General features: G+C 55.7%; 14 protein-coding genes and 2 pseudogenes. 6 read left to right on the forward strand and 10 right to left on the reverse strand.

From position 1 onward, the window contains the following. The 4 genes and pseudogenes from carB to ACK5JN_RS22210 all read right to left on the reverse strand — a co-directional run. A pseudogene (gene carB, locus ACK5JN_RS22195) lies at window positions 1–840 on the reverse strand (carbamoyl phosphate synthase large subunit); the annotation flags it as partial. Between the two features lie 16 nt (window positions 841–856). After that, a complete protein-coding gene (gene carA / locus ACK5JN_RS22200) occupies window positions 857–2005 on the reverse strand; it encodes a glutamine-hydrolyzing carbamoyl-phosphate synthase small subunit (protein WP_416872123.1) in 1149 nt (382 codons plus the stop codon). Between the two features lie 456 nt (window positions 2006–2461). Next, window positions 2462–3283 carry a 4-hydroxy-tetrahydrodipicolinate reductase gene (gene dapB, locus ACK5JN_RS22205; RefSeq protein ID WP_416872124.1) on the reverse strand — a complete coding sequence of 274 codons (822 nt, stop codon included), beginning with the start codon at window positions 3281–3283 and terminating at the stop codon, window positions 2462–2464. 269 nt (window positions 3284–3552) lie between these two features. Further along, window positions 3553–4185, reverse strand: coding sequence for an alanyl-tRNA editing protein (locus tag ACK5JN_RS22210; RefSeq protein WP_416872125.1), 633 nt, complete (start codon window positions 4183–4185; stop codon window positions 3553–3555). Between the two features lie 92 nt (window positions 4186–4277). On the opposite strand from ACK5JN_RS22210, the gene ACK5JN_RS22215 reads away from it, so the two are divergent. The 3 genes from ACK5JN_RS22215 to ACK5JN_RS22225 are packed head-to-tail and all read left to right on the forward strand — an operon-like array spanning window position 4278 to window position 5974. Beyond that, entirely contained in the window at window positions 4278–5192 is a 915-nt protein-coding gene (locus tag ACK5JN_RS22215) for a LysR family transcriptional regulator (RefSeq protein ID WP_416872126.1), read from the forward strand. 54 nt (window positions 5193–5246) lie between these two features. Further along, entirely contained in the window at window positions 5247–5561 is a 315-nt protein-coding gene (locus ACK5JN_RS22220; RefSeq protein ID WP_416872127.1) for a type II toxin-antitoxin system HigB family toxin, read from the forward strand. Beyond that, a complete protein-coding gene (locus ACK5JN_RS22225) occupies window positions 5561–5974 on the forward strand; it encodes a helix-turn-helix domain-containing protein (protein ID WP_416872136.1) in 414 nt (137 codons plus the stop codon). The genes ACK5JN_RS22220 and ACK5JN_RS22225 overlap by 1 nt, the downstream gene beginning before the upstream one ends. 148 nt (window positions 5975–6122) lie before the next feature. On the opposite strand, the gene citG is transcribed toward ACK5JN_RS22225, so the two are convergent. The 6 genes from citG to citC are packed head-to-tail and all read right to left on the reverse strand — an operon-like array spanning window position 6123 to window position 11311. After that, window positions 6123–7031, reverse strand: a complete 909-nt coding sequence (citG, locus tag ACK5JN_RS22230) for a triphosphoribosyl-dephospho-CoA synthase CitG (protein WP_416872128.1) — start codon at window positions 7029–7031, stop codon at window positions 6123–6125. Next, window positions 7009–7560, reverse strand: a complete 552-nt coding sequence (gene citX / locus ACK5JN_RS22235) for a citrate lyase holo-[acyl-carrier protein] synthase (protein ID WP_416872129.1) — start codon at window positions 7558–7560, stop codon at window positions 7009–7011. The genes citG and citX overlap by 23 nt, the downstream gene beginning before the upstream one ends. Next, window positions 7560–9080, reverse strand: a complete 1521-nt coding sequence (gene citF, locus ACK5JN_RS22240) for a citrate lyase subunit alpha (protein ID WP_416872130.1) — start codon at window positions 9078–9080, stop codon at window positions 7560–7562. Before citF ends, citX begins: the two co-directional genes overlap by 1 nt. Window positions 9081–9090: 10 nt before the next feature. After that, a complete protein-coding gene (gene citE / locus ACK5JN_RS22245) occupies window positions 9091–9960 on the reverse strand; it encodes a citrate (pro-3S)-lyase subunit beta (protein ID WP_416872131.1) in 870 nt (289 codons plus the stop codon). Beyond that, window positions 9957–10250, reverse strand: coding sequence for a citrate lyase acyl carrier protein (citD, locus tag ACK5JN_RS22250; protein ID WP_416872132.1), 294 nt, complete (start codon window positions 10248–10250; stop codon window positions 9957–9959). The genes citE and citD overlap by 4 nt, the downstream gene beginning before the upstream one ends. 29 nt (window positions 10251–10279) lie before the next feature. After that, a complete protein-coding gene (citC, locus tag ACK5JN_RS22255; protein ID WP_416872133.1) occupies window positions 10280–11311 on the reverse strand; it encodes a [citrate (pro-3S)-lyase] ligase in 1032 nt (343 codons plus the stop codon). 253 nt (window positions 11312–11564) lie between these two features. Between citC and citS the strand changes: the two genes are divergently transcribed. From citS to ACK5JN_RS22270, 3 genes and pseudogenes are all read left to right on the forward strand, one after another. Then, a complete protein-coding gene (citS, locus tag ACK5JN_RS22260) occupies window positions 11565–12905 on the forward strand; it encodes a citrate/sodium symporter CitS (RefSeq protein WP_416872134.1) in 1341 nt (446 codons plus the stop codon). Window positions 12906–13063: 158 nt separating this feature from the next. Then, window positions 13064–13303, forward strand: coding sequence for an oxaloacetate decarboxylase subunit gamma (locus ACK5JN_RS22265; protein ID WP_416872135.1), 240 nt, complete (start codon window positions 13064–13066; stop codon window positions 13301–13303). A 15-nt stretch (window positions 13304–13318) separates the two neighbouring features. Then, a pseudogene (locus ACK5JN_RS22270) lies at window positions 13319–13474 on the forward strand (oxaloacetate decarboxylase); the annotation flags it as partial.

The following is a 13474-nucleotide window of genomic DNA, read 5'->3' on the forward strand; positions in this document are numbered from 1 at the left end:
GCCGGGTTCCACGCCGATTTCACGCAGGACCGCCATCGAGGCGTTACGCATCACCTGATACTCTTTGTCGGTCAGGGTTTGCGCCGGCGCCACGGTGATGGAGTCACCGGTGTGAATCCCCATGGCGTCGAAGTTTTCGATGGAGCAGACGATTATGCAGTTGTCATTCTTATCGCGCACCACCTCCATTTCGTACTCTTTCCAGCCGATCAGCGATTCATCAATCAGCAGCTCGTTGGTCGGAGAGAGATCCAGACCGCGGGTACAAATTTCTTCGAACTCTTCGCGGTTGTAGGCGATACCGCCGCCGGTGCCGCCCATGGTGAAGCTCGGGCGAATGATGCACGGGTAGCCCACATCGGCAGCAACGGCCAGCGCTTCTTCCATCGTGTGCGCACTCCCGGAACGCGCGGTATCAAGACCGATTTTCTGCATCGCCACATCAAAGCGACGGCGGTCTTCTGCTTTATCAATCGCATCAGCGGTGGCGCCAATCATGGTCACGCCGAATTCTTCCAGCACGCCCTGACGTTCCAGCTCCAGCGCACAGTTCAGCGCCGTCTGGCCGCCCATGGTCGGCAGAACCGCGTCCGGACGCTCTTTTTCAATGATTTTACGAACCACTTCCCAGTGAATCGGCTCAATGTAGGTCGCATCGGCCATTTCCGGGTCGGTCATGATGGTGGCCGGGTTAGAGTTCACCAGGATGACGCGGTAACCTTCTTCGCGCAGGGCTTTACAAGCCTGAGCGCCAGAGTAGTCAAATTCACAAGCCTGGCCGATAACGATCGGGCCAGCGCCAAGAATCAGGATGCTTTTTATGTCTGTACGTTTTGGCATGGCTTTTTTCTCCTGATTATTTCGCGGACTGGCGGTACTGCTCAATTAACTCGATAAAATGGTCGAACAACGGCGCGGCATCATGCGGGCCAGGGCTCGCTTCCGGGTGTCCCTGGAAGCTGAACGCCGGTTTGTCAGTGCGGTGGATGCCCTGCAGGGTACCATCGAACAGTGACTTGTGGGTCACGCGCAGGTTAGCCGGCATGGATGCTTCGTCGACCGCAAAACCGTGGTTCTGTGCGGTAATCATGACCACGTCGTTATCGATATCTTTGACCGGGTGGTTGCCGCCGTGGTGGCCGAACTTCATCTTCACGGTCTTCGCTCCGCTTGCCAGCGCCAGCAGCTGATGACCGAGGCAGATGCCGAATACCGGAACATCGGTCTCGAGGAATTTCTCAATCGCGTCGATAGCGTAATCGCACGGCGCCGGGTCACCAGGACCGTTGGACAGGAAGATCCCGTCCGGATTCATCTTCAGCACCTCTTCTGCAGAGGTTTGCGCCGGTACGACGGTCAGGCGGCAGCCGCGGTCGACCAGCATGCGCAGAATGTTGCGTTTGGCACCGAAATCGTAGGCCACAACGTGGAACGGCAGTTCGCTTTCCGCTTTCGCTTCCGGCAGGTCGCCCGCCAGCGTCCAGCTTCCTTGCGTCCAGGTGTAGGTTTCTGAAGTGGTGACTTCTTTTGCCAGGTCCATGCCGTTCAGGCCAGGGAACGCTTTGGCTTTTTCCAGCGCCAGCTGTGCATCCAGGTTATCCCCTACGATGATGCAGCCGTTCTGTGCGCCCTTTTCGCGCAGCAAACGAGTCAGCTTACGGGTATCGATATCGGCAATCGCCACGATGTTATGGCGCTTCAGGTAAGAAGAGAGGTCTTCGGTATTGCGGAAGTTGCTGGCAATCAGCGGCAGGTCGCGAATGACCAGACCCTGAGCGTGTACCTGAGAAGACTCTTCATCGGCGGCGTTGGTGCCGACATTACCAATATGAGGATAAGTAAGAGTGACGATTTGGCGAGAATAGGAAGGATCAGTGAGGATTTCTTGATAACCGGTCATTGAAGTATTGAAAACGACTTCCCCAACCGCCGAACCTGTTGCCCCTATGGCCCGACCGTGAAACTGGGTTCCGTCTTCCAGAACCAATAGCGCTGACTTAATCAAAACACCCTCCAGAGAATATTTACTCGCTTTATTTGCATATTAATTCATAACAAAGGCACAAATCAATGCAAATCTGCTTACCGATGAATTTCTGGCAAACGGCGGCATTCTAGTGACAGCCTCGGCAAAAGTCTACCTTAAAGGGGATTTTTTATTATTATTTTACGCCACTGGCGAATCATGCCGCCTCCAGGCATCAAAAAGATCAACTAACTCAGGGGAGAAAACGCTTGCGGAGCCGGAAGAGTGTTAAATCTCGGCAGAGAACACAAAAAAGTAGACCAGATGGTCAAAATTTACATTTAACCAACACATTTAAGCAACAAGACCAATAAAAATGAGCACTTCATACTATAAATGCATAATGAAAAGATAAAATAAAGGGCAATAAAATATTGCCCTGTGTAATCAAGTAATTATGACTACAATAACCACATCACGATGGGTAATAAATACTTATAGTTCATTCAAATTCAGCACATCACGCATATCAAAAAGACCGTTTTGCTTTGATTTAAGCCACAGTGCCGATCTTACCGCGCCGTTAGCAAACGTCATGCGGCTGGAGGCCTTATGCGTTATCTCCACGCGCTCGCCAATATCGGCAAACATCGCGGTATGCTCACCGACAATGTCACCGGCGCGAACGGTGGCGAAACCAATCGTACCCGGCACGCGTTCGCCGGTATAACCTTCGCGCGAGTAGACCGCGCAGTCCTTCAGATCTTTATCCAGCGCCCCGGCGATCGCCTCGCCCATCGCCAGCGCCGTTCCCGATGGCGCATCCACTTTGTGGCGGTGGTGCGCTTCGATAATCTCAATATCGGTATAGTCACCCATCACTTTCGCCGCTTTCTCCAGCAGCTTAAGCATCACGTTAACGCCAACGCTGAAGTTGGCGGCAAACACGATAGCAATGTCCTGCGAAGCGTCGCGAATGGCCTGTTTACCGGCATCATCAAACCCGGTGGTGCCAATCACCATCCCTTTACCGTGCTGGCGACAAAACGCCAGGTGCGCCAGCGTGCCTTCCGGACGGGTAAAATCGATAAAGACGTCAAAATCCTCTTTTACCGCTTCGAGGCTGGACTGAACGGTCACGCCAGCGTTGCCTGCGCCTGCCAGTTCACCGGCATCGCTGCCGAGTAAAGAAGAGCCTTCACGCTCCAGCGCGGCGCCCAGTTGTACCCCATCCATCGCCATCGTGGCCTGGATTAACTGCCGTCCCATGCGGCCACCGGCGCCGGCAATGGCGACGCGGATTTGTGCATCATGCATAGCTATTCTCTTTTGTTAAAATTGCGTAAATCGTTTTCAGAGTAACCAGCGCACAACAGGGTCGCCAGCCGAAAACGCCGATAATTAGAATTTAATGATAAACAGAGAGGAATATCAGTAAAAGACATGATTCACCCCACAGGATGAATCATTGCCGCAGCACAGGAAAGAAGTCAAACTCGCTCAGTAAGCGGTAAGCCACTGGAAAAACGACGGGAAAACCGAACAAAATTCAGTCAATCTGTATAGCTACTTTCGTGAGCCCGGTTTTACGAAACAAGCGTATAGTTAACGATCATCTGCCCTTTTTTCATCTTCACCTGGGTAATTGTCACCTGCCCGATGTCGGATAAACGCGCAACATGCGTCCCGCCGCAAGGGTAAGCGGGCAGCTCGCCGAACCCGACTTCGCGCAAACCGCCGTCGAATGTCACCCGGCGAGGAAGATCCTCCGCCTGCCAGGCGCTGATTTTCGCCAGCAGCGAAGCGCCATCCGGCAGCGAACTGCGGCCTGTTGCGGAAAACGTAATGCGCCCTTCGCCAGGCCAGTGGTGCGCTTTCACCGGTTGCCATCCGTACTCGGTACCCGCCAGGCCGATAAGATGCCCCGCCGAGTGCAGCCGCGCATGCTGCTGACGCTGTGCCGCATCAACCCTCAGGCTGACCACGCCAGGCGCAATCGGTGTTGCCACGATATGCAGCACGTCGTCATCATGTGCGGTCACCGTCTCGACGGGGATCCCATCAATCCAGCCAGCATCCGCCGGTTGCCCACCGCCCTGTGGGTGAAAGAGCGTGCCGTCCAGCACCACCGCATAGCCTCCCTCCGCTCGCGCCGTGCAGCTCATCACCGTGGCCAGGCCTTCGGTGTTATCACAGGTGTAATAAAGACGTTCGGTCATGGTTGTTCTCCTCTTGATGAGAAGAGTATATTCACTTTACTCGCAGCGATAATCCCACGTCTGCTCAATGCATCTTTGCCTGGTACGCACAAATGAACCCTAACCTTCTTCCCGACCTTGCCACCTTTGTGTTGATTATTGAGCAGGGGAATTTCTCCGCCGCGGCGAAAGCCTCAGGCTCTACACCCTCTGCGATTAGCCGCAGCGTTACGCGTCTGGAGCAGGCGCTGGGCAGCAAACTGTTGCATCGCACCACGCGCAAACTGGCGCTCAGCGAAACCGGCAAAATGGTGTATGAACACGCGCTGGAGATGCTGCATGCGGCGCAAATGGCCGTCGACTCGGGCAGCAGCCGACAAAGCATCGCGCAGGGGAAGCTGACCGTCAGCGTGCCCAAGGCGGTGGGTCGGTTTGTCATTCATCCACTGATGGCCGAATTCTTTGCCCGCTACCCGCAGGTGGACGTCTGTCTGCGGCTGGAAGACCGTTATATGGATTTAATCGACGATGGCGTCGACCTTGCGCTGCGCATCAGCCAGTCCCCTTCGCCGGGCCTGTACGGCAAGCCGCTGATGCCGGTAAGCCACGTGATCTGCGCCACCCCGGCGTATTTATGCGAACGCGGTACACCCGAGCACCCGCAGGCACTGCGCGAGCATAGCTGTATCAGCCTTGGCGAGACGCCTGCGGATTCACGCTGGAAGTTTCGCCGCGGTGAGCGTGTGGAGACCATTCAGACTCGCGGTCGCTACGCCGCCAACCACACCGGCGTGCGTCTGGATGCGGTGAAAAATAACCTCGGAATCGGCAGCCTGCCGCTCTTTACCGCTCGCGAAGCGCTGGCGAGCGGAGAGATTGTCCAGGTGCTGCCAGAATGGGAATTTATTAGCGACTACAGCGGCGAGCTGTGGCTGCTATGGACGCGCAATCAACATATGCCCGCCAGAATGCGGGCGATGATTGATTATCTTAGCGAGAAATTGAGGAGCGTCGCTGAGCAGCGTTGACTTATTGTCAACCGGCGTTAGTATTGTTGACAGATTGGCAATGGACAAAGCGCAATGCATCTGATTTCAATGAAGGCAATCAGTGAGGGATGCGACAACTACCCGCAGCACAAGAGAGAAATTTTGCTGTTTGCCCGCACAATAGAAAAGGCCAACTGCCCGACACCGGAAGCGTTAAGGCAGTTTTACCCGTCGTTTGATAACTTTAAATACCTTGATAAACACTATGTTATCAACGTTTCAAACAACAACCTACGCGTCATTGCGCTGATATTTTTTGAAAGTCAGAAGTTTTACATTCGGCATATTTTCAACCATACGGAGTATGACAAGTTCGCAGCACAGCACCGGACAAAGGGGAAGAAATGATGATTGCAACTGAAGCACTGAAAGCAACACAAGCCCTTATCGCAGCCGTTCCCCTGCTGGGGGATAGCCCCAGCGAAAAGGATTACAACGATGCACTGGAGCTGGTGGAGGAGTTGTTGATGGAAAACCCATCGAGCCCATTGGTAGATATTGTATGCACCCGTATCAGTGAGTACGAACGCCAGCAGCCAGAGATTCAGGCATTACGTGCAGAAATGGAAGCCATCCCGGCAGGTGTGGCCGTACTGCGTACACTGATGGACCAACACCGGTTAACCATTTCTGATTTTGTTGATGAAATTGGCAGTAAATCTATGGTTTCACGCGTGTTGAATGGTGAGCGACAACTGAACGTTAACCACATCAGAAAGCTGTCCGCACGTTTCAACATCTCGCCTGCGGTCTTCATCTGACCGACTACAAATAAAGCCAGACCCGGCCACCGCACCGGGTTTTGGTCTCTTCCTCCGGCATTGCCACTACACCCACGTTTCAAATCCGGAACCTGATTACGTATCCTGCCAGCCAGGAAGACCGCAGCACCTAACCGGCCAACCCGCTTTACTCCGAATAGATAGCCCCTGCCGGAAAGTGACTTAAAAACCAGCATACCGCCAGTAAATCAGCGCTGCCGCCAGGGCTAAGATTGCGAGCAATCAGATCATCATCCAACCGCTGGAGCGCTTCAATGCCACCGTCAGCCAGTACACCACCCTGCCATAATAGTTTTTGCGCCTGCTGCTGAACGTAATTGAGCCCTTCCAGCCCGCCACGGGAAACCAGGTTGGTATCATCGTTCCAGGCCATCAGATGCAAGAGCGTTTGCAGCAATGCCAGATAAGTATCACCTTGCTCCTGTAACACGCGCTGATAAACCGGTAGCGCCTGAGTTCTGACGGTACGAAAACCACTTTCCGCCTCGCCCCGCGCGCCGGTTAAACCAAAGCGCAGGAACTGGACTTCGCTTTTACTCGCTTCGCCGCCTTTTTGGCCGGAAAGCTCGCGGGCAACAATATTGCGGCAAAAACGCGCCACGCAATCGCAGATTCGGTTTTGCTCCAGCGGTATGTCCAGCGCCATCAGTCGCCCGATGGCGGCGCTTAACAGCCCGAAGGCAAACACCGCGCCGCGGTGCGTGTTCACGCCGCCAGTCACCTCAAGCATGTCGTTTTCACACGCCATACCCAGCGGGCGCAGCATGGCTAAAACGGCTCCCGCCTCCAGTCGCGCCGTGCTGTTGCCCATAATGAAAAACTTTTCCATCCACGGCGCGATGGCGGCCGTACTGCCTTCAAAAGACAGCAGATCCATATCCCTGTGCGCCCCGGCATTACGGATATCCACCAGCCCCGGCTTCGGCGTGAGCTGAACCTCGGTCAGCAACGCCCGCGCCACCAGCCCCGGCAAATCGGAGGCTTTCATTTTCTGAACGCTCTGTACGCGCGTATCAATTACAATCGTGTCGCTCATAGCCTGCAATCCTTCGTGCGATGTCATCTAAAAGGTGCTCAAGCGTGTGCTGTCGGCTGCGGGCGCAAACATGCGCTTCCTGCGGGCAAACTAAACAACGTCGTGCAGGAAGGCCCAGTTCGCGACGCGATAGCTGCCGACCGTCGCTATCAATAATGTCGATATCCCACAGTCGGCCAAGAGGGTGTTGCTCCTCCAGCATCGACATGTGCTGTTTAAGCGCTTTTGCGGGGGCGCAGACCGCCGCCATCCACTCCGGCCCGCTCCGCGCATCGCACTGTTTTTCCCATACGCAGACCCACTCCTGCTGCTGGCAGAGGGCGAGGATTTCACGCTGCGCGTAGTGAGCGACGCGTTGCCAGACCGGCGAGTTTTTTACCGCTCCCGGCGCGACTAACAAGAAAGAGATAAGCGGTAGCCGATAACAGTCCAGCGCCTGACGCTGCCGGGAGGCGCGTTTTTCCCGCGCCAGCAGCATCTCCTCAAGCGTCACGGGCTGACCGTTGGCGAGCAGGTCTGCGCCGTTCATTAGAGTTTGACCTGGCGAATCACATCAATTACCGAACCATCGCGATAGCGCACCACCGCCACCACGCGATCGGTAAAGGCGATCGGTTCCGGTTCGCCGGTCAGCTGCTCGGCGCGCTGCTGAAGCTGCTCGATAGTCATCAGCGCAATCCCTGCATTGCTCAGGCTTTCAATCAAATCCTGACGCGCCGGATTGACGGCGATGCCGTGATCGGTAACCAGCACATCGACGCTCGCGCCCGGGGTGACGGTCGTCAGCACGTTTTTCACCACGCAAGGAATACGTCCGCGCACCAGCGGGGCGGTGATAATGGTCAGATCCGCCCCGGCCGCCGTATCGCTATGCCCGCCGGACGCGCCGCGCAGCACGCCGTTTGAGCCGGTCATCACGTTGACGTTGAAATTCACGTCAATCTCCAGCGCGCTCAGCATCACCACGTTCAGACGTTCGCATGACGCCCCTTTAGAACCAGGATTAGCGTACTGGTTGGTTGAGATTTCAATATGATGCGGGTTTTGCGCCAGCGATCGCGCCGCGTCGCCGTCGAAGGATTGGGTATCGAGCAGCGCCTTGATCAGCCCTTTTTCATGCAGATCCACCATCGTGCCGGTGATCCCGCCGAGGCCAAAGCTGGCGGTAATATTCTGCCGACGCATTTTATCTTCCAGAAAACGGGTCACCGCCAGCGACGCGCCGCCGGTGCCGGTTTGCAGAGAAAAGCCGTCTTTAAAATAACCGGAATGCTCAATGACGTTTGCCGCCTGACGCGCGATCAGCAGTTCACGCGGGTTGCTCGACAAACGGATCGCCCCGGCGGTGATCTTCGCCGGATCGCCGACTTCGTCCACCTGGACAATATAATCCACCCGATCCTGCGCAATGCTCGCCGGATAGTTGGGGTAATCGACCCACTCTTCCGTCAGCAGCACCACGCATTTCGCGTATTGCGCATCAACCTGAGCGTAGCCGAGTGAACCGCAGCGTGATTTGCCGCTAAAGCCGTTGGCGTTGCCCAACTCATCGCAGCACGGCACGCCAAGGAAGGCGACGTCAATGTTCAGCTCACCGCTCTGAATCAGCTTGACGCGGCCGCCGTGGGAGTGGATCTGCACCGGATTTTCCATCAGCCCCGCCGAAATGGCTTCGCCCAGTTCGCCGCGCAGACCGGAGGTGTAGATCTGGCGAACTACGCCGTTTTTAATGTGCTCAATCAGCGGCCAGTGCGCGTCAATCAGCGAACTGGAGGCTAACGTCAGATCGCGAAAGCCCATCTCCGCGAGCTTCGCCATGACCATATTGACCACCTTATCGCCGCCGCGGAAAGCGTGGTGGAACGAGATGGTCATCCCATTTTTTAGCCCGGAGCGGCGAATCGCCTCTTCCAGCGAATCACACACTTTACGATGGCGCTTTTCGGTCTCGTCGGCCAGCCACGGGCTGTGGGTGGTGATGTCGGCGTACGGCTGCAATCCTTCTGGTACTACGTATTGCTGATTCAGCATAGTCAGAGTGTCTTTCATGGTTCCTTCCTTAATCACGAATACCAGAAGCCGACAGCGCCACCACTTTGCGCGCCTGGTCGATAATCGGGCCATCAATCATTTTGCCGTTGAGCGATACCACGCCCAGCCCGCGCGACTCCGCCTCTTCCGCTGCCGCAATCACCTCAATCGCATGCGCAACCTCTTTGCGCGTCGGCGAATAGGCCTGGTGTAGCAGCTCAATCTGGCGCGGATTGACCAGCGATTTGCCGTTAAAGCCAAGCCCTTTCGCCAGCTGTACTTCTTTCAGGAAGCCCTCTTCATCGTTAATGTCCGACCACACCACGTCATACGCGGCAATCTTGCCGACTCGGGCCGCGTGCAGTACCGCGCAGCGGGCGTAAAAAAGCTCGCTGCCGTCGCCGCGACTGGTGCCCATATCCATCACGTAGTCGAACGCCGCCAGCGCAATGGCAACCATTCTTGGGCTGGAGGTGGCAATCTCAACGGCGTTGACGACGCCCATCGCCGACTCAATCGCCGCCATCAGTTTGGTACTGCCCACTTCGCGCCCGCATTCGCGCTCAATGCGCTCGACGTGCGCTTCCAGCGCCAGCACATCTTCTTTACTGTCGGTTTTCGGCAGGCGAACAATATCCACGCCGCCGCGCACCACGGCTTCCAGATCGGCGAGGCCGAACGGCGTGTTCAATGGGTTGATACGCACCACCTTTTCCACATCCTGATAAAACGGATGCTGCAACGCGTGGTGCACTAACAGACGAGCGCTGTCTTTTTCACGCAGCGCAACGGCGTCTTCAAGGTCGAACATGACCGCATCCGCACCATAGACAAACGAGGTGCTCAACATCGCCGCATTGGCGCCGGGGATAAACAACATACTGCGACGAGGTTTCATAACGCACTCCATTGAATATCAGCCTGTTCTGCGCCACGCAGCGCCGCTGCCTGCACTCGGGCGCGTAAAATGCATTCCAGCGCCCCTTTATCATCGACGCTGACCTGCGCCTGCTCGACCCCGAGCTTTGCCAGCGTTTCGCGCACCACGCGTTCAATGGCGGCGCCAAACTGCTGCTTCACCAGGCTCTCCAGCTCCAGATGAATCCCCGGCTCCGTCGATGGCCCAATGCGGACCATCACATCGCTGGACTCCAGCGTGCCGGCCAGGGCATCTTTAATGATTTCCATAAGTTATGTTCCTTGTTAACGGTGATACGTCATACGGTCTCGGTATGCTCCGCAGCCTGATGCTGCAAGAAAGCGAAGGTGTCATAGGGGACCAGCTCGCGAATGGCCGACCAGTCGCGCTCGGCATAGCGCCGCCGCACGCGGCTGGCCGACACCGGCTCGCCGTTGATTTCCATTCGCGGCAATTCCACAACCTCAATCGGCGGCCCGCTGCCGTCGGGCGCGCCGAGGATCTCGTGCATACGTTGGTTGTAGCTGCGGGTTAAAGGGCAATACGGTTCGTCGCCGACAAAGCGATGGGTGATAGCCAGCGCCGGGGCCAGATGTTCACGAAACAGCTGGAGGTCTATCTGGCTATGGCAATCATCAGTCACGCCCCGATCTTTGAGGAAATAACCGGGAAAGGTGGCGCGAGAAATCAGATAGGCAGACCCCGGGTGAAGCATCACGTTGTCGAGGCCGCGAATCCCCTGCTCAATCAGGGTCCAGCGATCGGTATAGCTGAACTGCGAGGCATCTTCTTTCACCACAAACAGATGCAGCCAGTCGCAGCGGGCCGCCGCCTGCTCAATCAGGTAGCGGTGGCCCAGCGTGAACGGATTCGCATTCATCACGATCGCGCCGATGGTTTTTCCCGGTTGGCGATGCAGCGCGAGCTGACGACAGTAACGCGCCAGCCGTTCGCTGCTGTTTTCCATCAGTACCGCCAGCCCGTCCGCTTCCGCGATTGGCCAGAAGCCAGCCCCGGAAAACAGCGCCTTATTTTGCGGTTTGGTAAAGAGGAAAAGTTCACTGCGCCGTAATTCATAGGCCAGCGTTAACAGTTCCGTCAGCAGCTTCAGGCTGAGCCCTTCCCCCTGAAAATCAGGCGATACGGCGATACATTTCAGGACGTTCCCGGCAATGGCGCCGCAACCGACAATCGTTCCCTGCACCTCAGCGCAGACAACGCTTTCACAGTCCGCCTCCAGCGTCAGGCCAGCGCTTTGCAGGAAAAGCGCGATGGCTTTCTTCCCGGCTTCATTCTTCTGCGGTGATATACGTTTAAAAATCAGATTCATTATTCCGCATCCCTCAGCAAATAACGCCGCATATTTCGCCAGTGTTTATATTATTGGTCTGCAATAGAAATCACATTTCGCACCATGGCTTTATTTGCTTTATGTTTTTTATGTTGTTAATTAACTGAGCAAATTAAAATAATTAAATTAATTAAAAACACGACTATTCGGTGAAGGGAATCACATCTCATGGCTAATTGAATTTATTAATATGCGCCGGTCTTGCCACTTCTCTAAACACAGGATGATGTTTATGACTAACATGACCCAAGCTCCGGCGACGGAGAAATCGGGCGTACGTGACTTACTGGGATTTAAAATCTTCGGCATGTCGCTACCGCTGTACGCCTTCGCGTTAATTACAATATTACTTTCACACTTTTATAATGCCTTACCCGATGACCTTGTCGGCGGCCTCGCCATTATGTTTACCATTGGCGCCATTTTTGGTGAAATAGGTAAAAGACTGCCTGTTTTCAATAAATATATTGGCGGCGCGCCGGTCATGATATTTCTGGTGGCGGCTTATTTTGTGTATGCCGGCATACTTACGCAAAAAGAGATTGATGCCATCAGCAACGTAATGGATAAGAGTAATTTTCTTAATCTGTTTATCGCGGTACTGATTACCGGCGCGATTCTGTCGGTTAACCGTAAACTGCTGCTGAAATCGCTGCTGGGCTATATTCCTACCATTCTGACGGGGATCGCGGGCGCCGCCATTTGTGGGATCGCCATTGGCCTGTGCTTCGGCATTCCCGTTGACCGCATTATGATGCTGTACGTGCTGCCGATTATGGGCGGCGGCAACGGCGCGGGCGCGGTGCCACTTTCCGAAATTTATCACTCGGTCACCGGTCGTTCGCGGGAAGAATATTACTCCACCGCGATTGCCATTCTGACTATCGCCAATATCTTCGCCATTATCTTCGCGGCCGTGCTGGATATTATCGGCAAAAAATACACCTGGCTCAGCGGCGAAGGCGAGCTGGTGCGTAAAGCCTCGTTTAAAACGGAAGATGATGAAAAAGCCGGCCAGATTACCCATCGCGAAACCGCGATTGGCCTGGTGCTCTCCACCACCTGTTTCCTGCTGGCGTATGTGATTGCGAAGAAGATCCTGCCAAGCATTGGCGGCGTCTCTATTCACTATTTCGCGTGGATGGTGCTGATTGTCGCGGCGCTCAACGCGTCCGGCCTGTGCTCGCCGGAAATTAAAGCCGGGGCAAAACGCCTGTCTGACTTCTTCTCCAAACAGCTGCTATGGGTGCTGATGGTGGGCGTCGGCGTGTGCTACACCGACCTCCAGGAAATCATCGACGCCCTGACGTTCACCAACGTCATTATCTCGGCGGTGATCGTGATTGGCGCGGTGATTGGCGCTGCCGTTGGCGGCTGGCTGATTGGCTTCTATCCGATTGAGTCCTCCATCACCGCGGGCCTGTGCATGGCGAACCGCGGCGGTTCCGGCGACCTGGAAGTGCTTTCCGCCTGTAACCGAATGAACCTGATCTCTTACGCACAAATCTCCTCCCGTCTGGGCGGCGGCATTGTGCTGGTTATCGCCAGTATCGTTTTCAGCATGCTGGTGTAGTCAATACGCACGGTGGTGTGGTTTGCAGTACAGCGGGAAGCGCAACGTAGAGGCCAGAGCCGGGGGCGGCCGAGGGAAATCCACTCTACTCCTTAGCCGGATGTGCCGACAGCGTGACTGCCAATACACCACCGTGCACCTGATTTGGATATCGATTTATGACTGATGCTGTACTGCTGGGTGAAGGCCTCACGCTGATGTGCCTGGGCATGGGATTTGTACTGATCTTCCTGTTCCTGCTCATCTTCGCCATCCGCGTGATGTCTGCCGCCATTACCCGCTTTTTCCCGGAGCCCGTCGCCGCGCCCGCGCCGCGCCCCGCGCCCGTCGTGGACGATTTCACCCGCTTAAAGCCGGTGATTGCCGCCGCCATTCACCATCACCGTCTTCATGTTTAATTCACGGAGGAACCCATGACCGTTGCCATTACCGATGTCGTCCTGCGCGACGCCCACCAGTCCCTGTTTGCCACCCGCCTGCGTCTTGATGACATGCTGCCCATCGCCGCACAGCTCGACGACGTCGGCTACGGCTCGCTCGAGTGCTGGGGCGGCGCCACCTTTGACGCC

This window comes from Kluyvera sp. (assembly GCF_047971185.1).
Taxonomy (GTDB): Bacteria; Pseudomonadota; Gammaproteobacteria; order Enterobacterales; family Enterobacteriaceae; genus Kluyvera.